This window comes from Bradyrhizobium sp. CCGUVB14 (assembly GCF_024199935.1).
Lineage (GTDB): Bacteria > Pseudomonadota > Alphaproteobacteria > Rhizobiales > Xanthobacteraceae > Bradyrhizobium.
Map to the genome: position 1 here is coordinate 9,464,376 of NZ_JANADS010000001.1, position 20,731 is coordinate 9,485,106.

19 protein-coding genes, 1 tRNA gene and 1 riboswitch are annotated in these 20,731 nt (G+C 64.1%); of the genes, 8 read left to right on the forward strand and 12 right to left on the reverse strand.

Annotation, left to right across the window (positions count from 1 at the left end; translation table 11 throughout):
- Positions 1–115: 115 nt before the first annotated feature.
- The 3 genes from NLM32_RS44320 to NLM32_RS44330 all read right to left on the reverse strand — a co-directional run bounded on the left by NLM32_RS44320 (position 116) and on the right by NLM32_RS44330 (position 4,024).
- Positions 116–3,301 (reverse strand): VCBS domain-containing protein, encoded by a 3,186-nt coding sequence (locus tag NLM32_RS44320; RefSeq protein ID WP_254134924.1) that lies wholly within the window; start codon positions 3,299–3,301, stop codon positions 116–118.
- 186 nt (positions 3,302–3,487) lie between these two features.
- The gene (gene rpiB, locus NLM32_RS44325) at positions 3,488–3,913 is read right to left on the reverse strand and encodes a ribose 5-phosphate isomerase B (RefSeq protein ID WP_254134925.1); all 426 of its coding nucleotides are present in this window, start codon (positions 3,911–3,913) and stop codon (positions 3,488–3,490) included.
- Positions 3,914–3,950: 37 nt separating this feature from the next.
- A tRNA-Gly gene (locus NLM32_RS44330) sits at positions 3,951–4,024 on the reverse strand.
- A gap of 176 nt (positions 4,025–4,200) precedes the next feature.
- Here NLM32_RS44330 and NLM32_RS44335 point away from each other — a divergent pair.
- The 6 genes from NLM32_RS44335 (at position 4,201) to NLM32_RS44360 (ending at position 7,672) form a co-directional block, all read left to right on the forward strand.
- Entirely contained in the window at positions 4,201–4,779 is a 579-nt protein-coding gene (locus NLM32_RS44335; protein WP_254134926.1) for a methylated-DNA--[protein]-cysteine S-methyltransferase, read from the forward strand.
- 9 nt (positions 4,780–4,788) lie between these two features.
- Positions 4,789–5,628, forward strand: coding sequence for a helix-turn-helix transcriptional regulator (locus NLM32_RS44340; protein WP_254134927.1), 840 nt, complete (start codon positions 4,789–4,791; stop codon positions 5,626–5,628).
- Positions 5,629–5,650: 22 nt separating this feature from the next.
- Positions 5,651–6,010, forward strand: coding sequence for a hypothetical protein (locus tag NLM32_RS44345; RefSeq protein ID WP_254134928.1), 360 nt, complete (start codon positions 5,651–5,653; stop codon positions 6,008–6,010).
- Between the two features lie 136 nt (positions 6,011–6,146).
- Complete coding sequence (locus tag NLM32_RS44350; RefSeq protein WP_254134929.1) at positions 6,147–6,506, forward strand: VOC family protein; 360 nt, start codon at positions 6,147–6,149, stop codon at positions 6,504–6,506.
- Positions 6,507–6,663: 157 nt separating this feature from the next.
- Positions 6,664–7,065: an SRPBCC family protein gene (locus NLM32_RS44355; RefSeq protein WP_254134930.1), complete on the forward strand. Its 402-nt coding sequence runs from the start codon at positions 6,664–6,666 to the stop codon at positions 7,063–7,065.
- A gap of 100 nt (positions 7,066–7,165) precedes the next feature.
- A complete protein-coding gene (locus tag NLM32_RS44360) occupies positions 7,166–7,672 on the forward strand; it encodes a hypothetical protein (protein ID WP_254134931.1) in 507 nt (168 codons plus the stop codon).
- Positions 7,673–7,761: 89 nt separating this feature from the next.
- Here NLM32_RS44360 and NLM32_RS44365 read toward each other — a convergent pair whose 3' ends face one another.
- From NLM32_RS44365 to NLM32_RS44375, 3 genes are all read right to left on the reverse strand, one after another.
- The gene (locus NLM32_RS44365; protein ID WP_254134932.1) at positions 7,762–9,204 is read right to left on the reverse strand and encodes an MATE family efflux transporter; all 1,443 of its coding nucleotides are present in this window, start codon (positions 9,202–9,204) and stop codon (positions 7,762–7,764) included.
- Between the two features lie 337 nt (positions 9,205–9,541).
- The gene (locus NLM32_RS44370) at positions 9,542–10,591 is read right to left on the reverse strand and encodes a hypothetical protein (RefSeq protein ID WP_254134933.1); all 1,050 of its coding nucleotides are present in this window, start codon (positions 10,589–10,591) and stop codon (positions 9,542–9,544) included.
- Between the two features lie 183 nt (positions 10,592–10,774).
- Positions 10,775–11,911, reverse strand: coding sequence for a 2'-deoxycytidine 5'-triphosphate deaminase (locus NLM32_RS44375; RefSeq protein ID WP_375143619.1), 1,137 nt, complete (start codon positions 11,909–11,911; stop codon positions 10,775–10,777).
- 80 nt (positions 11,912–11,991) lie between these two features.
- Positions 11,992–12,071, forward strand: a riboswitch (SAM riboswitch).
- Positions 12,072–12,145: 74 nt separating this feature from the next.
- Here NLM32_RS44375 and NLM32_RS44380 point away from each other — a divergent pair.
- A complete protein-coding gene (locus NLM32_RS44380; RefSeq protein ID WP_254134935.1) occupies positions 12,146–13,333 on the forward strand; it encodes an O-succinylhomoserine sulfhydrylase in 1,188 nt (395 codons plus the stop codon).
- 149 nt (positions 13,334–13,482) lie between these two features.
- Here the strand turns inward: NLM32_RS44380 and NLM32_RS44385 are convergent, their stop codons facing one another.
- From NLM32_RS44385 to NLM32_RS44395, 3 genes are read right to left on the reverse strand one after another with little or no spacing between them, the layout of a single operon-like run.
- A complete protein-coding gene (locus NLM32_RS44385; protein WP_254134936.1) occupies positions 13,483–14,481 on the reverse strand; it encodes an SGNH/GDSL hydrolase family protein in 999 nt (332 codons plus the stop codon).
- Between the two features lie 12 nt (positions 14,482–14,493).
- The gene (locus NLM32_RS44390; RefSeq protein WP_254134937.1) at positions 14,494–15,264 is read right to left on the reverse strand and encodes an SGNH/GDSL hydrolase family protein; all 771 of its coding nucleotides are present in this window, start codon (positions 15,262–15,264) and stop codon (positions 14,494–14,496) included.
- On the reverse strand, positions 15,264–16,520 hold the full coding sequence (locus NLM32_RS44395; RefSeq protein WP_254134938.1) for an OpgC domain-containing protein: 1,257 nt from the start codon (positions 16,518–16,520) through the stop codon (positions 15,264–15,266). Before NLM32_RS44395 ends, NLM32_RS44390 begins: the two co-directional genes overlap by 1 nt.
- A 180-nt stretch (positions 16,521–16,700) precedes the next feature.
- Between NLM32_RS44395 and apaG the strand changes: the two genes are divergently transcribed.
- Positions 16,701–17,093: a Co2+/Mg2+ efflux protein ApaG gene (gene apaG, locus NLM32_RS44400; RefSeq protein ID WP_212302907.1), complete on the forward strand. Its 393-nt coding sequence runs from the start codon at positions 16,701–16,703 to the stop codon at positions 17,091–17,093.
- Positions 17,094–17,208: 115 nt separating this feature from the next.
- Here the strand turns inward: apaG and NLM32_RS44405 are convergent, their stop codons facing one another.
- From NLM32_RS44405 to NLM32_RS44415, 3 genes are all read right to left on the reverse strand, one after another.
- Complete coding sequence (locus NLM32_RS44405; protein WP_254134940.1) at positions 17,209–18,216, reverse strand: Hsp33 family molecular chaperone; 1,008 nt, start codon at positions 18,214–18,216, stop codon at positions 17,209–17,211.
- Positions 18,217–18,506: 290 nt separating this feature from the next.
- Positions 18,507–19,430 (reverse strand): ornithine carbamoyltransferase, encoded by a 924-nt coding sequence (argF, locus tag NLM32_RS44410; RefSeq protein ID WP_254134941.1) that lies wholly within the window; start codon positions 19,428–19,430, stop codon positions 18,507–18,509.
- A complete protein-coding gene (locus NLM32_RS44415) occupies positions 19,430–20,632 on the reverse strand; it encodes an aspartate aminotransferase family protein (RefSeq protein ID WP_254134942.1) in 1,203 nt (400 codons plus the stop codon). The genes argF and NLM32_RS44415 overlap by 1 nt, the downstream gene beginning before the upstream one ends.
- Between the last annotated feature and the right edge of the window lie 99 nt (positions 20,633–20,731).

Genomic DNA, 20,731 nt, shown 5'->3' on the forward strand with positions numbered 1-20,731 from the left:
CCGCCGGACCTTGGGAGCTTAGGCCGGAGGCGCGGTGCGTGCCGGGACCGAGGGGCTAATATATTGGAATCTTTGCGCGCCGCCGCACTCTTCGCACCAAGTTCCACGGAAACACCTAGACGAGAAAGTCCGACGCCGCGCCGTGGACCTGCGGGATTAGGGACCCAGGCGCGAGGTGAAGCGTCATCGCATGATGATCCGCATCGGTCAGCGTCAGAATATTGGTCTGGGTGTCAAAGACCACGTTGACCTGGGCGTCGAAACCATCCAGCACCAGCGTTGTAGCTGGCGAATAGTTCGTGATGACACCAGACGTTTGCTTGGCACCGGGTCCGAAGACAAACGAATCCGTGCCGGTCAGAACGACGTTGTTGCTCAGATTGCCCGCGACCGCCAACGTCCCGTTATTGACGTAGACAGTTCCAGTCCCGCTCAAATTATCGACTTTGAGCACGGCACTGTCCAGGACCGTGCCGTTGTTGACAAGGTTGCCCGAGACGTCCACCTCGCTGCCGGCGCGTACATCGACGAGACCGCCCCCATTTGTCAGGCCATTCCTGAAGTCGATCGTGCCGCCCTGATCGGCAGCGATCGTTGCAAATCCGTTGACAACGGCATCGTCGAAATTGAGCGATGCGTGCGTGGCTTCGATCAGGCCGTTATTGGCGACAGAATTGCCGGTGTTCACCTCAAGCGGTTGAGACCCGCTCGCTTCAAGCGTGCCGGCGAAGCCGATAATCAAAGTGAGGCTGTGGTCTCCGTTGCCGATCGTGCCGGCGCCGTCGATCGTGCCGCCTTCAAGGTCGAGCGTATGATGCGCACCGCCGTTCAGGATCAGGGAGCCCGGATCGAGCTTGATCTCGCCGTTGCCGATGACGACGACGTCGCCGGTCAAGACGGTTTTGGTGGCATCGGAGAGCTCGATCTTGCCGTCGTTGTTCAGCAAGCCGCTGACATTCAGAACGCTTCCGGCATTGTCGTCGAACACGGTGCCGGCCTTGAGTGTCACGTTGTTGAAGCTGTTGGTGCTGCCTGCAACGGATTCGATGAGTCCCCCGGATGTCGCGCTCAGCGAGATCCCGTCGAGATGCGTATTGTCGAAGGTGATGGCACCGCCATTGGCGACGATCACGCCGAGGGAGCCGCCGAAGATGATATCGTTCGCGAAGGCGAGCGTCGCCTGGGTTTCGTTCAGCGAGCCGAGATCGCTGATCAGGCTGTTGCTGATGACACCGGTGCTGCCGGTCTCATGCAAATTCCCGGTCACGCCGATACTGATCGTTGCCCCATCGATCGATGTGAAGCCCGTCGATCCCGTGACAATCAGAACACCGCCGGAGGCGGTGTCACTCACGTCAGTGACCGTGATCGCGACGTTCTTTGTGGTGATTTTCTCGCCGTCGCTGACCGCTACAATGACATCATAGACGTTGTCGTGGTTTGCGTCTTTCGGCGCTTCGAAGTCGGGCGCAGACTTGAACGTCACATCGCCCGTCGCCGACACGTTGAACAGAGCCGCGTCGGTGCCGGACAGCGAATAGGTCAGCGTCGGGCTGTCCACGTCGGTCGCCGCGATGTGGCAGGCGACGCCGGTGCCATTCTCCGCGAAGCTTGCCGTCGGGCCCGAGCCGATCACGGGCGCATCATCGATACCCGTCAGCGTCACGGTGATGGTCTGCGTCGCGGAACCGCCGTGGCCGTCGTCGAGGGTCAAGGTGAAGGTGTCGGTATGGGTCTGTCCGGCCGCGAGCGGAGCGATGTTGGCGTGAGAGACATCATAGCTCCACGTCACCTTGCCGTCGGCATCGTTGACGATAGCCGTGAGTATGCCGAGATTGCCGTTTTGCGATGCCACCGAGACCGTCTGGATGTCGCTCTTGTCGGCGTCCGAAAAGAACACCGCCCCCGATGTCGAAACATGGGCAGCGCCATTGTCCGTCAGCTTCGCTCCGGTGACGGACGGCGTTGCAATATCTTTCACAAAGATGTCGGACGTGCCGTTGGTATCGCCCGGCACCAGGTTGCTGCCTGAAGACTCGAATACCAGCTTGGTGCCGTCAGCCGAGAAGCCGGGAAGCTGGCTGTAGCCATTTGCCTGCGCCCCACTCGCGTTGGTCGAGATAACGGTGACGGCCCCGGTGATCAGGTCCTTCACATAGACCTCGTCGCCATAATAGCCGACACCCGGCACGAGATTTTGGGCCGCAGAATAAAATGCAATCTTGGTGCCATCAGGCGAGAATACGGGCTTCTGCGCTTCGCCGTTGTTCTGAGGGGCTCCGCCGGCATCGGCCGATACCAGCGTGACCACGCCCGTGGTCAAATCCTTAACGACAATATTGCCGATTCCGATGTTGGAGCTACCCGGCACAAGATTATCGGCAAAGGTATAGAACGCCACCTTGGTGCCATCGGGCGAGAACACCGGGTCGTAGCTACCGCCATTCCCACGAACGCCGCTGGCGCTGTCCGACACCAGTGTGGTGGCCCCGGTCGCAAGATCCTTGATGTAGATATCGTTGCCCTGGCCGAATCCCGTGGTGGACCCGAACACGATTTTGGTGCCGTCGGGCGAGAACGAGGGGGCGTATGTATAGCCATTCTGATCCCCACCATTGGTGCCGTCTCCCCCGTTGTACGGGCTGGGCCCCACAAGCGTTGTCGCGCCAGTGGTCAGGTCCTTCACGAAGATGTCGCGCATGTGGTCGGTATCGCCCGGCACGAGATTGTCGGCGTCGGAATAGAACGCAACCTTGGTGCCGTCAGGCGAGAATACCGGGTTGGTGCTCTGGAAGCCGTCCGCCTGTGCCCCGACGGCACTGGTCGACACACGCGTAATGGCGCCGGTGGTCAGGTCCTTCACGAAGACGTCCCAAGCCTGATTGGTATCGCCCGGGGCCAAATTGTCGGAAGCAGATGAGAACGCCAGCTTGGTACCATCGGGGGAAAAAACCGGCTGATAGCTCCAGCTATCCCCCTGCACCCCGCTCGCATTGATCGACACGAGCGTGATCGCACCGGTCGTCAGGTCCTTCACGAAGATGTCGGGCACGCCGTTGGTATCGCCGGGCAGCAGATTGTCGGCATAGGATTCGAATACCACTTTCGTGCCGTCGGGCGACAACGCGGGCTGGTGACTTTGGTCATCAGCCTGTGCCCCGGTTGCGCCGGTCGATACTCGCGTGACGGAACCGTCGCTACCACTGTCAGCGGTGAAAACAGGTGCTGAGTTTGTCATCCATGCCTCCGTTTGCCCGGCAACAGGCCGGACCCGAATGTCTTGTGAGATGATCAGAGGCAAAAACGCGGCGCCAATGAGTCCCTGCTGACCAAGGCAAGTTTAGTGCCCCTGGATGACGAGCGCTTGATGCCGCTCGGTGCGCTATGGCGCCCGGGCTGCGGACACTGGACGCAACAGGAGCGGCCGGCCGAGGTGAACGCGGCGCTCTTGGAGTTCTTGCGGAGCCTGCCGAACTGAGGACGGCCGCTACCCCAGCTTGTCGATACGCTTCTGGTGGCGGCCGCCTTCGAATGCCGTGTTGAGGAACGCTTCGACGCATTCCTTTGCGACCACATCGCCGGTCGTGCGTCCGCCCAGCGCCAGAACGTTCGCATCATTATGCTGGCGGCACAGCCGGGCACCCGTGACATCGTGCACCAGCGCGCAACGGATGTGCGCATGGCGGTTGGCGGCGATCGAAATGCCGATCCCCGATCCGCAGATGAGAATGCCGCGCGCGGCCTTGCCGTCCCTGATGGCGTCGGCCAGCTTGTTGCCGAAATCCGGATAGTCGACGGACTCAGCACTGTTCGTGCCGAGATCGAGCCAGTTCAGATCGGGCAAAGCGACTTTCAGCGCTTCCTTGAGAGCAAAGCCCCCGTGATCACAGGCAATGGCGACGGTATCGAGCATGTCCATGCCCTCCGGGTGCTTTGTGCGATAAAGGGGTTGGAGCGGGCGAAGGGAATCGAACCCTCGTATGCAGCTTGGGAAGCTGCCGTTCTACCATTGAACTACGCCCGCTTATGCGCGTGTGCTGCGCCCGTCCTGATTAGCCGAGACGGTGTCCGGCGCCAAGCGCTTTGGCGAGTCAGGCCGGACAGTTGTTAACGTCCCGGTAAGATTCCAGGTGCGCCGAATTGTGGCAGTGTTATGATCGCTGCAGGGGTTGAGACACGTGCGATCAGTGGGGCGTGCGCATGGTGGGGCGTGCTTACACGACATTCGACACGGCCATAGGCCGTTGCGGCATCGTCTGGAGCCATTCCGGCGTGGTGGCCGTTCAATTGCCGGAGGCGCGGGAGATCGACACCCGCCGCCGGATTTTTCAGGTCCATCCCGAGGCGCGCGAGCAGGCGGTCCCGCTCAACACCGAGCTGGCGATCGAGGGCATCGTGACCTTGCTGCAAGGCAGCGATCCTGATTTTTCCGACGTCAGCCTGGACGCCGGCGGCGTTCCCGCCTTCAACCGGCGGGTCTACGAATATGCCTGCACCATCCCGCGCGGCGAGACACGCAGCTATCACGAGATCGCCAAGGCGCTGGGCGCGTCCGGCGCCGCGCATTCGGTGGCGCAGGCGATCTCCAGAAATCCCTACATGATCATCGTGCCGTGCCACCGGGTGCTGGAGGCCGGCGGCTATGCCGACCGGATCTCGCCTTACGGCGGGGTGATCTCCAAGCGACGGCTGCTGGCGCTCGAGGGCGCTCATCCGATCGCCAGCAAGACGCTGTTCGAGGTGCTGCTGCCCGTTGCCCCGCCGCGTTCACCCACCTAGATAGGTGGAATGGATGCGACCAGGCTGCTGACGTCACAATCGATGACGGTCTCCGAGTTTCGCTGCGACGCGGGACCGGACGACAAGCCGTTTGCCGAGTGCCGCACCGGTCATTCCATCGCCTATGTCCGCTCGGGCAGCTTTGGCTGCCATTGCCGCGCCGGCTTCTTCGAGCTTGTCGCAGGCTCACTGCTGGTCGGCGCGCCCGGCGACGAATACACCTGCACGCATGAGCACGTCTGCGGCGACGTCTGCCTGTCTTTCTTCTTCAGCGAGGATCTGGTCGAGGCGCTCGGCGGGCGGCGCGAGACGTGGCAGGTCGGCGCGACGCCGCCGCTGCCCGAACTGATGGTGCTGGGCGAGCTCGCCCAGACGGCGGCAGATGGCAACAGCGACCTTGGCCTCGACGAGGTCGGCCAGATTTTTGCGAGCCGCTTTGTCGATGTGGTCTCGGGCAAGCCGCGCAAGCCGGCCTCACCGACGGCGCGCGACCGACGGCGTGCGGTGGAGGCCGCGTTGTGGATCGACGACAATTCGCATGCCGAGATCGACCTCGAGCAAGCCGCGCGCCTGGCGGATCTGAGCCCGTTCCACTTCCTGCGGCTGTTTTCCAACGTGCTCGGCGTCACCCCGCATCAATATCTGGTGCGCTCGCGGCTGCGTCACGCCGCGCGCCTGCTCACTGACGACGACATCGCGGTGACTGACATCGCCTATGACGTCGGCTTCGGCGACCTCTCCAATTTCGTCCGCACCTTCCACCGCGCCGCCGGCATGTCGCCGACCAAGTTCCGGCAGGCCGCGCGGGGAGAACGCGAGATTTTTGGGGAACGTCCGGCCCTCAACTGAGGCAGGCCTTGCTAAGGCTTCGTTGACCAGACGAGCTGAATGGATCTCCGAGCGCCGCGCACTGCGCTATCGTCCGGCCGAAGCGCGCGCGACGAGGCTCAAATTGGCTTGGATCTTCATTATCGGACAATTCGCGTTCTTCTACTGGCTCACGCGGCGAGCTCGCGAACATGCCGCTGAGTATGCCGCAACCGGCATGCTGCGCTCGCCCCTATACTGGTCGGCTGCGGCACTGACCATGACGCTGCTCGGCGTCGCCCTGTACATGGCTCATGTTCAGCAGGAGGGGCCGATTCCATGGCCATTCTGGCCGCTCGTCGCCGTCCTGATCGTTGTCATCCTGCTGCTGCGACGCGCCTTGAAATGGCGGTATCCGGTCTAGCCCCACGACGATCATCCCGCGAAAAAAAATTCCTGCGGGCCAAGCGCAAGATTCTCCAAGAGCAGCTTGTCCTCAACTGACTAGGGTCCTCTCCGGCGCGCGCCATCACGCGGCGCGCTTTGCAATGGAGATGACCATGTACGACCATATCGGACTGCGCGTTGCCGACCTCGACGCCGCCACGCGTTTCTACACCGCGGTGCTGGCGCCGCTCGGTTACGTGCTGTGCTCGAGCGGCGACGGCTATGCCGGCTTCGGGCCGAAGGGCGAGCCGGCGCTCTGGCTGCATCTGAACAAGGGCCGCAAGGCCGACGGCGCGCATATCGCGTTTCGCGCCAAGGACCATGACGCGGTGAAGGCGTTTCACAGCCAGGGCCTGAAGAGCGGCGGCCACGACAATGGCGGCGCCGGGCCGCGCAAGGATTACAGTCCGACCTACTACGCGGCGTTCCTGATCGATCCCGACGGCAACAATGTCGAGGCGGTTTGTAGCTGAGTATTTGCCACTTGCTCCGTCATTGCGAGGAGCCCTTGCGACGAAGCAATCCAGACTCTTTCCGGAGAGGCATCTGTGGATTGCTTCGCTGCGCTCGCAATGACGGCGTTTGTGGCGACAGTTTGCGAAATCAAAGACAGCATTCAAGGACACCTTCATGGCCTCCATCCACAACGACATCCCACTCCCCGCGCCGGCCAACGACGTCTGGGACGCGGTGCGCGATTTCGGCGCGCTGCATCAGCGGCTGGTGCCGGGCTTCGTCACTGCTTGCCAGCTCGACGGCGATGCGCGCATCGTTACGTTCGCGAACGGCTCGGTGGCGCGCGAGGTGCTGGTCGATTGCGACGATGCGCGGCAGCGGCTGGTCTACGCGATCGACAACGAGCGGCTGAAGCACTACAGCGCCTCGGTGCAGGTGATCGCCGCGGGCGAGGCAAGGTGCCGGCTGGTCTGGATCATCGACATGCTGCCGAACGAGCTTGCTGCCTATGTGCAGGAGCAGACGAAGGCGGCCGTGACCGCGATGCACACGGCCTTTCCGGGTATGGCTGCGTGATCTTTCTCACAGAACGCCACCCTGCGCCGCCGTAACCATGGCCGCGTGCGTCCGGTTGGCCTCGCTCTCCCGGCGACGCCACGCACGCGAGGAGCATGCCATGAGAGGTGCGGACAAGGTGATCTGCCAGGCAGCCGCCGTGCTGCTGCTGTTTTCGGTCGCGAGCTCGCCGGCGAAGGCGCAGTTCCTGGGCGGCGGCGGAGGTGCCGGCGGCGAGGACATGATGACCCAGATGGCGCCGATGCTGGAGATGATGAAGGCGAAGATGGGCAAGCGCCGCTTCGCCATGCTGATGCAGACCATGGGCCCGATGATGAGCCGCATGATGGAGAATGGCGGCGGCGGACTCGGCGGCATGATGGGCGGTGGCGGCATGGGAGGCCTCGCCGGCGGCAATTTCGGCGGCGGCTACGGCGCGCCCAATTACGGCGGCTACACGCCGATGGGCGGCGGCACCATGCCGATGGGAATTGGCGGCATGGGCGGCGGCGATATCATGGGCATGCTCGGCGGCGCCGGCGGCGGCGACATGATGGCGATGATCCCGCAATTGATGCGGCTCGCCAATGTCGGCGGCGGAGGCCATCGCCGCCACAGGCATCGCTAGCTCGCGCCGGCATATCGCCGCCGCGCTTCAGCTTCTTGTTTGCGGATGATCTTGTCGGAAAACCGGTTCCCACTTTTCCGGATCATCCGCTAGTCGACAACCGACAGCACAGGCCGCACGGCCGGCTTCGTCTCGCGCGGTCCCCAGCGGGTCAGCACCACGCTCGAGCTTGAGAGCAGGCCCAGCACGACCATCGAGCTCGCGGCGAGCCAGAAGAAGCTTTGCGCCGTCGCATCATGCGTCGACAGCCACCAGCCGCAGGTCGCGATGTAGATGAGACGGGCGGTCTGCGCCAGCACCGGGCCGATCACCTTGGCCGCGCCTTGCGACGAGAAGTACATCGTCGAGGCAAGGCCGATGAAGGCGTAGAACGGCGCCACCGTCGACAGATATTGATGGCTGGTCGCGCGCACCGTCGCGCTGTCCGTGAAGATGTTGACCCAGAGGTCGGGGAACAGTGCAACGAGACAGGCCGGCGCGCCGACGGCAACGAAGGCACTGGCGCCCGCGATCCAGGCGATGCGCCGCGCGCGCCCGATGCGGCCGGCACCCACGGCCATGCCGATCATCGGCACCGAGGCGATGCCGAAAGAGAACGCGATCGAGGTCAGCAAAAATTCGAGCCGCGCGCCGATGCCGTAGCCGGCGAGGATCGCGGTGCCGAATTTGGCCAGCATATGGGTGAAGATCGAGATCGTCAGCACCGATTGCAGCGGCGAGAAGCAGGCGATCGCGCCGACCTTCAGGATGTCGAAGAACATCGCCCATTGGATGCGCAAGCCCCGCAGTTTTGGAACGACGCGTGCGCGACCCGAGAACAGATACCAGCCCATCACGCAGATGTTCATGGAGTAGGCGATCAGCGCGCCGGCCGCGACGCCGCGCATGCCGAGTTGCGGGAAGGGTCCGAGCCCGAGGCCCAGCGTGCCACCCAGCACGATCTGCCAGACCGCGGAGTTGAGGATCAGAAGCGATGGCAGCTTCATGTTGCCGGTGCCGCGCAGCACACCGGCCATGGTGTTGAGCAGCCAGGGCAGCACGGCACCGCCGAAAAACACCTGCGTGTAGGCGATCGCATGCGTCAGCACGGTGCCACGGCCGCCGAGCATCGTGAGCACCTGAGGCCCGAAGATCAGCATGCCCAGCATGAAGACGAGGCCGAAGCTGATGCCGATCAGCAGCGCATGCGCGGCCAGTGTCCCGGCGCGTTCGCGATCGCCAGCGCCGAGCGCACGTGCGATGGCCGAGGCGACGGCACCGCCCATGGCACCGCCCGACATCGTCATGGTCAGGATCACTGTCGGAAATACCAGCGCCATCGCGGCCAGCGCCTCGACGCCGAGACGCCCGATATAGGAGGTCTCCGCGATCACCACGCAGGTACCAGCGGACAGCGCGACCACGTTCGGCCAGGCGAGCCCCAGCAGCGTGCGCAGGATCGGCCCGTCGGTCAGCGCGCTCCGTGCAGGGCGCGGTGGCGGCGGCAGCGGACGTTCCTGCTCATCGACCGGGATCTCGGCGATGTCCGTCATTTCCTCTCCCGGGCATAAGCGCCATTTGCGGCGCGGCAATGCTTAGGTGTGCAAATTCATTTCCTCGCGCGGAAAGCGCGGTGGGCATTTGTTAGCACGGCGGCTGCCGATTCCTCCTGCGTCAGGTGCAGGCGTGCCCTGCGGGAGCGCATTTCAGCCCGTGGAATTGTGGTTCTTCCTCTCCCCGTTCTTGCGGGGAGAGGGTTGGGGTGAGGGGCCTTTCTCCGCACGTGAGACTGCCGACGGACCTGTGCCCCCTCACCCGCATCCCATCTGCGATGGGATGCGACCTCTCCCCGCAAGCGGGGCGAGGTGAAGCCGCCGCAGCACCGTTCACCTATTCAATCGTCCAGACCAGCGGCGGCCGGCCGGCTGCCGTCGGTCGCAAATGCACGCCGATATGCCGGCCGCATCCCGCAGCAAGCCCCTCGAACAGCCCTTCCAGCACTTTTGCGCAGGCACTGTGATAATCGGCGACATCGTCCATCAGCTTCCAGCTCTGCTGCCGGATTTCGAAGCTGCCTTCGGACTGTATCGTCTCGGCCGTATCGTCCTGCGCGGCGAACAGCGCGTTGAGGAAGGATACAAACTCGCTCGCGCCGCCGCGGCGCATGGCCAGCGGCTCTGCGATCTCGTCGAAGAACTGCATGCCGATCAGCTTGCCGGTGATGTGCAGGAGATAGCCGGCATCTTCGGGCCCGAACAGTTGCACCATCACCGGAGCAGCCGTGCGGACATATTCCATCGCGTAGTTGCGATAGGCCTTTTCCAGCCGCGGCTTCGGCCAGCTTGCGACAGGCAGAGCCGGTGCCGTCTTCGCGTCGAACAGCGGCGCTTCGAGGTGCCGCGCAAAGACCAGGCGCTGGTCGAGCTCGAGCGGATGATCGTATTGATGGTAGTAGCCTTCGAGCCCGTCCTGGCCATCAACGCTCTGCTTGGTGCAGACGAAGCCCAGGCGGAGATCACCGAGCGCGACACCGTTGTTGGCGTGCCAGCCGCGCAGCATTGCGCGCGAGACTTCGCCCGGCACGCCGCAGATCGCCGGGCCCTTCCAGATCCAGCGCGGCGGCGGATAGCGGATCCAGGCCTTGGTGTCGCTCTCATACATGTATTCGACGTGGACACCGCCGATCCAGTTGGAGAGATAATGATACTGAGCCGCCGCCACCGCCGGCGGCAGATGATCGACCCCGAGCTTCTTGAGACCGGGCAGGAAGCGCTCCTGCTGCTGGCGGCGGAAGACGCGGAAGACGAATTCAGCGGCGTCCGCCGTGCCGCGGCGCGTGACCACGGTGAGGATGAGGCCGGTGAAGTAAGCGTGATAGAGGTCGGCGACCGCGCGCCAGCGTTTCCATTGGGCTTGTTGCGCGGCGTCAGCTGCGGTCATCGATTGCTCCCGGCTTGTTGTTTTGCGGGAGTGTGTCATCGCGGATCGGGTGACGCAATCTCCGCTGTCATCGCCCGGCGAAGACCGGGCGATCCAGTATTCCAGAGGCGATTGTGATGGAGCCGATAGGCCGCGGCGTACTGGATGCCCCGGTCAAGCCGGGGCATGACAGCGTGTGTGCAGCTACACCCGGAAATGCTTGCTGAGCTTCAGGCCCTGCGCCTGGTAGTTTGAGCCGATGCGCTGGCCGTACATGGCGTCGGGGCGCGCGAGCATCTTCTCGTAGACGAGGCGGCCGACGATCTGGCCGTGCTCGAGGATGAACGGCACTTCGCGCGAGCGCACTTCCAGCACGGCGCGCGATCCCAGCCCGCCCGCGCCGGCATAGCCGAAGCCGGGATCGAAGAAGCCGGCATAGTGCACGCGGAATTCGCCGACCAGCGGATCGAACGGCACCATCTCCGCGGCGTAATCGGGCGGCACCTGCACGGCTTCCTTGGAAGCGAGGATATAGAACTCGCCGGGGTCGAGGATCAGGCTGCCATCGGGACGGGCCGAGATCGGCTCCCAGAAATCTTCCACCGCGTAGCCGGAGCGGCGATCGACATCGACCACGCCGGTGTGCCGCTTGGCGCGATAGCCGACGAAGCCCGTGCTTTTCTCGCCGGAGAGATCGACGGAGACGGCAACGCCACCGGTGAGATCCGCATCGTCGATATCGACGAGACGCTCGGTGGCATGCAGCGCATCGAGCGCGTCGGCATTGAGGATGGCGTCACCGGTGCGAAAGCGCACCTGCGACAGGCGCGAGCCCTCGCGCACCAGCACCGGAAATGTCTTCGGGCTGATCTCGGCATAGAGCGGACCGTGATAGCCGGCGCCGATCATGTCGAAACGACGGGTGCCGTCGGCGATCACGCGGGTGAAGACGTCGAGCCGCCCGGTCGAGCTTTTGGGGTTGGCGGCCGCGACGATCTCCGGCGGCAGCGCAAGGCTCTCGAGCAGCGGCACGATGTAGACGCAGTTGGTCTCCAGCACCGCACCGTCGGCGAGGCTGAACTCGTGCAGCTTCAACTGATCGATGCGCTCGGCGACGGTGGCACCGGGGCCGGGCAGGAAGCTCGCGCGCACGCGATAGGCGATGTCACCGAGGCGCAGATCGAGGCTCGCCGGCTGGATCTGGCTTTCGACGAAATCGTACGCAGGCAGGATGAGGCCCTCTTCCGCCATCGCCGCGATCATGCGGTCGGGCAGGATACCATTGGCGTCGGCGGCAACCGTGAACGTCAACCGGGGGTCCTCATCGGGGGTCAAATACATCCGGACATGCGGGAAATACTAGCCTTTTACGGCTATCCGATGGACGCCTTGACGAAAAGGGCATTGCGGAATATGAGCATCACTTATCCCGTGGTGATTTGAGCCGGCCGGCTTGCAGCCACGTTAAATAAGTCGCTAAACAGGCCGGGGACCTCTGTGATCCCGGCCCGTGGAGATTTCCAGGCCGGTTTTTTTGTGACCGTTTTTGCGTCAACGGTCATGTCGGAGGGTCCTATGTCGAAGTCGCCTGCCAACTACCGTCCCGAAACCCGCCTGGTCCATTCCGGTACCCTGCGTTCGCAATATGGCGAGACGTCGGAGGCGCTGTTCCTGACCCAGGGCTATGTCTACAACAGCGCCGAGGAGTGCGAGGCGCGGTTCAAGGGCGAGGACCCCGGCTTCATCTACTCGCGCTACTCGAACCCGACGATCGCGATGTTCGAGCGCCGCATGATCGAGCTCGAAGGCGCAGAGGCCGCGCGCTCGGCGGCAACAGGCATGGCCGCGGTGACGACGGCGATCCTGGCGCCGCTGAAAGCCGGCGACCATGTCGTCGCGTCTCGCGCGCTGTTCGGCTCGTGCCTCTACGTCATTCAGGATCTGCTGCCCCGCTACGGCATCGAGACCACGCTGGTCGACGGCGCCAATCTCGACGAATGGCAGCGCGCGCTGAAGCCGAACACCAAGACGTTCTTCCTGGAGAGCCCGACCAATCCAACGCTCGACGTGCTCGACATTCCCGGCATCGCCGAGATCGCACATAGCGGCGGCGCGCGGCTCGTCGTCGACAACGTGTTCGCCACGCCGATCTGGCAGAGCCCGCTCGCACTCGGCGCCGACGTCGTCGTCTACTCCGCGACCAAGCACATCGACGGCCAGGGCCGCTGTCTCGGCGGCATCATCCTGTCCTCGGAGGCCTTCATCGCCGAGCACATTCATAATTTCATGCGCCAGACCGGGCCGTCGATCTCGCCGTTCAACGCCTGGGTCCTGCTCAAGGGCCTGGAGACGCTCGGCGTGCGCGTGCGCGCGCAGACCGACACCGCGGCGCGCATCGCCGACGTGCTGGCGAGCCATCCCAAGATCGCGCGACTGGTCTATCCCGGCCGCGCCGATCATCCGCAGGCGGCGCTGGTGAAGAAGCAGATGCGCGGCGGCTCGACGCTGGTCGGCTTCGAGGTCAAGGGCGGCAAGGCGGCGGCGTTCCGCGTGCTCAACGAGCTGAAGCTTGCAAAGATCTCGAACAATCTCGGCGACGCCAAGAGCCTCGTCACGCATCCGGCGACGACGACGCACCAGCGCCTCAAGCCCGAGGATCGCGCCGCGCTCGGCATCAGCGAGGGATTCATTCGCTTCTCGGCCGGGCTCGAGCATGCCGATGATCTGATCGAGGATCTGACCGCGGCGCTCGAGAAGGCGTGAGAGCTTCCTGTCGTCCCGGCGAAAGCCGGGACCCATAACCATAGGATTAGGTTTGGCGAAGACTGGTAGTTGAGCGGTCTCCGGTACTAGAGCCGAAATCCACCGATAGATCACGCGGTATGGGTCCCGGCGTTCGCCGGGACGACAAATCACATCGGCCGATACGTCCGCACGTCCGCGGGCACGTTCACGCCGAGCTTGATCTGGCCGACCGAGCGGATGATGTCGTCGCCGAGCAGCTGGGCGAAGCAGGCATAGCCCCAATCGTTCATGTGCAGGCCGTCGGCGATGACAAAGCTCTCGACCGGGAGCGCCTGCTTTTCATGCCATTCGCGCATCACTTCGAAGCGCGGGAAGATACCGACGTGACGCAGCTCGGCGACCTTGCCGAGCAGCTTCACCATCCTGCTTGCCCTTTCGGGACGCTCGGTGACGCGCGGCGAATATTGCGGATCGACCAGCACGACGTCGGCATCGCCTGCGGCCTGGATGCGGGTGACGCCGTCCTCGACCATCTTGGCGGTGTCGCCGGGATCGAGATCGCGCAGCACGGCGTTGGTGCCGACCTGCCAGATCACGAGATCCGGATGCACGTCGATGACCTCCTTCTGGAGGCGCTTCATCATCTCGGGCGCGTCCTCGCCGCCGATTCCGGCATTGATGACGGTGATGTCAGCGGTGGGATATTGCCGGCGCAGCTGCGCAGCGAGACGGTTCGGATAGTTGAAGTCGGGCGAGCTCGCGCCGTAGCCCGCCGTCGACGACGAGCCGAACGCGACGATCACGACGGGCTTGCCGGCGACGAGCTTGCTCGCGACATGCGGCAGCGAGCCCATCGTGTTCGCACCGCCCTTCGGCGACAGACACGGCACGCGGCTGAAAATGTCGCCGGCGGATTTCGCGACCTGCTTCACCTTGTCGATGGCGCGCGAGGTGAGGCCGCGCTGCTCGGCGGACGACGTCGCAGCAATCGTGGTCTGGGACGGTGATGCCGGTGCGGGATTAGCGCCCTGCTGCGGCGCCGGCGTCGCCTGGGCGGCCTGAGCGCGCGCCGGGGCCCGCAACACCACGGGCGTCAGCATCAGCAGCGCCGCCGCTGCGGGCGCGGCCAGCCATGTCGTCAGGCCAAAAGGGCGGAGAGAACTCATTAACGCTAGACCTCAATTTTGCTGCTGGGCCGGCCCCAGATGGGCGGCGTCGATCACAAACTGTGCCAACGCCCGGCCGATGCAATCATGGACCTGCTTCGCCAGCTCAGGGCCGCGGGAGGGGCTGAACAGGTCGAACTGACCCTGATCATTCCACTGCCGCATCATCGCGAAGCGGTCGAACAGCGGGACATCATGCTCCTGCGCCACCACCCGCATATTATCGAGATAAGGCGGCGCCGAGATCATGGTTTCGGTACGCGGGCTGTACTGCAAATTCATCAAGACGACGTCAGCCCCTGCATTTTGCAACGCAGCGACCCCTTCGGTCACGGCGCCGCGGAAATCATCGGGATCGATGGAGCGGATAGCATCCACGGTCCCGGTCTGCCAGATGACCAAAGTAGGTGTTTTTGCTTCCATCAGCTTAACGAAGGTACTGGCGGCTTCCTCCGCTGTCTTCTTGCTCTGTATTTCTACGGATACGTGCACGGTCTCCGCAGGCGGCAGCTTGTCCTTCAGCATGGCCTGCATCCGCGCCGGATAGGAGCTGTCCTCCGAGGATGGAATGGTGGTGGAGCGGCTGCCGATCACCAGGATCTCCAGCGGCTTGCCGGCCTTGACGGTGTCGGCGACCTTGTGGAGCTGGCTGTCGGTGGCGAGCAAATAAGGCGGTAATTCGCAGGCTGCGGGCGCGGCAGGCACGGCTTCGCCGGCGCGCGCCGAAGGCGCGACGAGACCAGCGCACAGCAGGATCAGGCTCAGGAGAACCTTCGCCTTCATCAGCCCCCTCCCGCCAGATCGGCGTTGCCGGCGGCGGCTTTGGTTTTCGTACCGCTCTTGTCGGCCACCTGCTTGTACCACGAAATCACCCAGGCAACGCCCCACATGATCAGGATTCCGGAGAGACTAATCAGCGCATGCATGCCCGGTCCACCGGAGACCTCGGCCAGGATGAAATGGCCGGCGAAGGCGAGGAAGACGCCGAGGCAGAAGATCTCGAGGGAATGGGAGCCGCACAGGATCAGCGGCCGCAGCCAGGGCGATTTCAGGCCCGGCCAGTCGCGCGGCAGGAAGCGCACGGTGAGCGCGGCCAGCGCCAGGAAATGCGTGAAGCGCAGCACGTCGAGGTCGGTCTTGTCGATCGGATACATCCACTGCTCGAGCCGCTTCGGCATGAGATGGCCGAGCTGCGGTACGTACCAGGTCAGCGTCACGTAGAACGCCGCAACGAGATAAGCGATCGAGATCCACATCGTGACCCGTGACGCCAGAATGCGCGACATGCGTCGCGCACCTCCGAGCGCACACCATGCCCCGAACACGAACAGCAACTGCCAGGCCAGCGGATTGAACGCCCAGAAGCCGTTCGGATAGGCCGAGAAGTAGAGGTCGAATTCCCAGGTCACCGCATAGAGGGCGGCCGACAGCGCAAGCGTCACGTCGGGCCGCCACTTCATCGACCACAGGATCAGCGGCAACGCCAGCATCAAGACGATGTACAGCGGCAGCACGTCCATGTTGACGGGACGGAAGCGCAACAGCAGCGCCTGCACGATGGTGACATCGGGCTGCTTGAGGAAATCCATGATCCCCATCTCTTCGGTGTAGAGCGGGTTCTCGAAGCTGGTCGCGACGTAGGAGATCTCGGCGAGGAAGATCGTGAACAGGAAGACGTGGGCGACATAGATCTGCCAGACCCGACGCAGGATGCGCGCGGTGGCGATGACGAAGCCGCTCTCCAGCATGGCGCGGCCATAGACGAAGGCGGCGGTGTAGCCGGAGATGAAGATGAAGATTTCGGTGGCGTCGCTGAAGCCGTAATTGCGGATCGTGAACCAGGTCAGCAAATTCGGCGGCAGATGGTCGATGAAGATCAGCCACAGCGCCAGGCCCCGGAACAGGTCGAGCCTGAGTTCGCGCTCACCGATCGCCGGCAGCGTGATCGCCGGCGCACGCGCCACGGGTTTGGCCTCCGCGGGCTTGGCACCCGCGGTTCCCGCGATCGTCGATCCCGTCACTTGATCGGCAATGGTCATCGGGGCCCAAAAACCCTTCCGCAAATCGCGACGTATGAGGATTGTACCGGTCCCGTCGCCGCCTCGCAAAGCGGCCGGATCACATACGGGTGTACTTCCCTGTCAATTCTGGCGGGACGATGTCGCGAAAGCCGCCTGCGGCGTTTGGTTCCCGGCAGGGTTTTCGTTATGATGGCAGTCATGTACCGCGCCGTGACCCGCCAGATCGAAGTGACCGTCGAGCCGAACTTTGTTCCGGAACAGTCGTCGGCCGACCGCTCGCGCTATTTCTGGTCCTACACCATCGTCATCACCAATTCCGGCGACGAGACCGTGCAGCTCAAGACGCGGCACTGGATCATCACCGACGCCTCCGGCCGGCAGCAGGAGGTCAAGGGCGAAGGCGTGGTCGGCGAGCAGCCGACCTTGGCCCCCGGCGAGCGCTTCGAATACACCTCCGGCGTGCCGCTCTCGACCGCCTCCGGCTTCATGACCGGCCGCTACCAGATGGTCAGCGAAAGCGGCGAACGTTTCGAGATCGACGTGCCGACGTTTTCGCTGGACAGCCCGGACAACAAGCGGGTGTTGAATTAGCGGCGGATGACGGTGCCGTAGGGCGGGCAAAGGCGCAACGCGCCGTGCCCACCATTTCCGTCGAAATGCACGAGATCGTGGGCACGCTTCGCTTTGCCCACCCTACGATACCGCGCTACGCGTCCTCGACGCCTGCCTCATCCGGCGTGAACTCGTACACCGATGAGCAGAACTCGCAGGTCACGACGACCTTGTCGTCCTTGACCATCGCCGAGCGATCGTCCGGCGAGAAGCTCTTCAGCATGGAGGCAACCGCATCGCGCGAGCAGGAGCATTGCGCTTTCAGGACAAGCGGATTGAACACGCGCACGCCGCGTTCGTGGAAGAGGCGATAGAGCAACCGCTCGCCGGAGAGATCGGGATCGATCAGCTCGACGTCCTCGACGGTTTCGATCAGCGAGCGCGCCTCGACCCAGGCATCGTCCTCGGCAACGCTGTGCACCTCGGCGCCATCGGGCGCATCGCCGGGATGCAGATCGGCCTGCCGCGCGCGCTCCGGCGCCTTCGGCAAGAACTGCATCAGCATGCCGCCGGCGCGCCAGCGATGCTTGCCACCGTCGCTCGAGCGCCACTCCTCGCCGACCGCAAGGCGGACGCGCGTCGGGATCTGCTCGGAGCGCAGGAAATATTCGTGAGCGGCATCTTCCAGGCTGCCGCCGTCGAGCGCCACCAGGCCCTGGTAGCGGCTCATATCGGGCCCCTGGTCGATCGTCATGGCGAGGTGGCCGCGGCCGAGCAGCGTGCCGGAATCCTTGGTGTCACCGAGGCGTTCGGCGTCGAAGCGCGCATAGGCGCGCAGGCGATCCGGCGCCTGATAGTCCACCACCAGAAACGACACCGGCCCGTCGGTCTGTGCCTGCAGGATGAAGCGGCCTTCAAATTTCAGCGCCGAGCCGAGCAGCGTGGTCAGCACGATGGCCTCGCCGAGCAGCTTGCCGACCGGCGCGGGATAATCGTGCTTGGTCAGGATCTCGTCGAGCGCGGGGCCAAGCCGAACCAGGCGCCCACGCACATCGAGCGCATCGACCTCGTAGGGCAACACGGCATCATCGATGGGAACCGCGGATGGTGCGCGAACCGGGCCTTCAGACCCGGTTTTCATGTCAGGGGATTGGGAAACCATGGCGCTTTATCTGGGGTCGGAGGACGGGAAATGGAAGGGGGCGCGAGGTGGTGCGTTCCGGATGCAGGTGTCGTTGTACGAAGCAGCCTCAAACTGGATGTCGTCCCGGAGCGCGCGAAGCGCGAACCCGGGATCCATAACCACAGGATGACGTCATCGTGCGAGATGACAACTCCGAGTCCTCGCAAAACCACTGCCTGTGGTTATGGGTCCCGGATCTGCGCTTACGCTTGTCCGGGACGACAGCGGAGGATGGAGCCGCCAGCGCGGCCACACACTCGCACGTATCTCTACTTCACCGCGTCAAAGCACCAGGCCAAAATGCCCTTCTGCGCATGCAGGCGGTTTTCGGCCTCGTCGAACACGACCGATTGCGGGCCGTCGATCACCTCGTCGGTGACCTCCTCGCCGCGATGGGCGGGCAGACAGTGCATGAACAGCGCGTCGGGCTTGGCCAGCGACATCAGCTTCGAATTGACCTGGTAGGGCTTGAGCACGTTGTGACGGTGCTCACCTTCCTTGTCGCCCATAGACACCCAGGTGTCGGTGACGACGCAATCGGCGCCCTTCACCGCGGCCTCGGGATCGGTGCCGAGCACGATCGGCGCGTTGGTGGCCTTGATGAAGTCGCGCATCACCTTCTTCGGAGCGAGCTCCGGCGGGGTCGCGACATTGAGGTTGAACTTGAAACGTTCGGCGGCATGAGCCCAGGACGCCAGCACGTTGTTGTCGTCGCCGGTCCAGGCCACGGTGCGACCTTCGATCGGGCCGCGATGCTCCTCGTAGGTCATGAGATCGGCCATCACCTGGCACGGGTGCGAGCGCCGCGTCAGGCCGTTGATCACGGGCACGGTCGCATTCGCAGCGAGCTCCAGCAGCGCCTCGTGATTGAGGATGCGGATCATGATGGCGTCGACATAGCGCGACAGCACGCGCGCGGTGTCGGCAATGGTCTCGCCGCGGCCGAGCTGCATCTCGGCACCCGTGAGCATGATCGGCTCGCCGCCGAGCTGGCGCATGGCGACGTCGAACGACACCCGCGTGCGGGTCGACGGGCGTTCGAAGATCATCGCCAGCGTCTTGCCCTCGAGCGGCCTGACCGGCTGATGTGCCTTCTGCTTCGCCTTCATGGCGGAGGAGGCCGCGAGCATGCTCTTGAGCTCCGACAGCGGCAGCTCGTTGATGTCCAGGAAGTGCTTCGGCGTCTTGCTCATCAGCTTGCCGCCCGCTTGTTGCCGGTCAGCGCAGTGCAGGCGCGTTCGAGCCGCCCGACGCTGTCCTCGATCTCGGCTTCGGTGACGATCAAGGGCGGCAGGAAGCGCACGACATTGTCGCCGGCCCCGACGGTGAGCAGTTTTTCGTTGCGAAGCGCTGCGACCAGATCGCCGGAGGGCACCACGGCCTTGATGCCGATCAGGAGCCCCTCGCCGCGAACTTCGCTGACGACATCGGGATGACGGTCGATCACGGAGGCAAGCTTCTGCTTCAGCAGCAGCGACATCTTCTGCACATGGTCGAAGAAGCCGGGCTTGAGCATGACGTCGAGCACTGCGTTCGCGGCCGAGATCGCCAGCGGATTGCCGCCGAAGGTCGAGCCGTGCGAGCCGGGCCCCATGCCGGAGGCCGCTTCCGCGGTCGCCAGCACCGCGCCGATCGGGAAGCCGCCGCCGAGCGCCTTCGCCAGCGACATCACGTCAGGCGTGACGCCGGTGCGCCGATGGGCGAAGAGATCGCCGGTGCGGCCCATGCCGGTCTGCACTTCATCGAAGGCGAGCAGCAGGCCCTTCTCGTCGCAGAGCTGACGCAGCGCCTTGAGGAAGCCGGGAGGCGCCGAACGCACGCCACCCTCGCCCTGGATCGGCTCGATCAGGATACCGGCGGTCTGCGGACCGATCGCCTTCTTCACGGCCTCGATGTCACCGTGCGGGATCTGGTCGAAACCGTCCATCGGCGGGCCAAAGCCTTCGAGATATTTTGCAGAGCCGGTCGCAGCCAGCGTCGCCAGCGTGCGGCCGTGGAAGGCGCCCTCGAAGGTGATGATGCGGTAGCGCTCCGGATGCCCCTTGGAGAAGTGATGGTGGCGGACGAGCTTGATCACGCCCTCCAGCGCTTCGGCGCCGGAATTACAGAAGAACACGAAGTCGGCAAAACTCTCGTTGCAGAGACGCGCCGCGAGCTTCTCACCATCCGGGCTCTGGAACAGGTTCGACATGTGCCAGAGTTTTGTCGCCTGCTCCTGCAGAGCCTTGACCAGCGCAGGATGGGCATGGCCGAGCGCATTCACTGCCACGCCCGAGGTGAAATCGAGATAGCGATCGCCATTGGTCGCGATCAACCAGACGCCTTCACCGCGCTCAAAACCGATGTCGGCCCTGGCGAAAACGGGGAGCAAATGCGGTGCTGCGCTGTTGGTCATGATGGTCTCTTTGGATGTTTCGGACGGCCTGAGCGTGCGTTGCGCAGCGCATCATTGGTCCGGAAAACGAAACGTGCCGCCTTTTAAGGGCGGCACGCA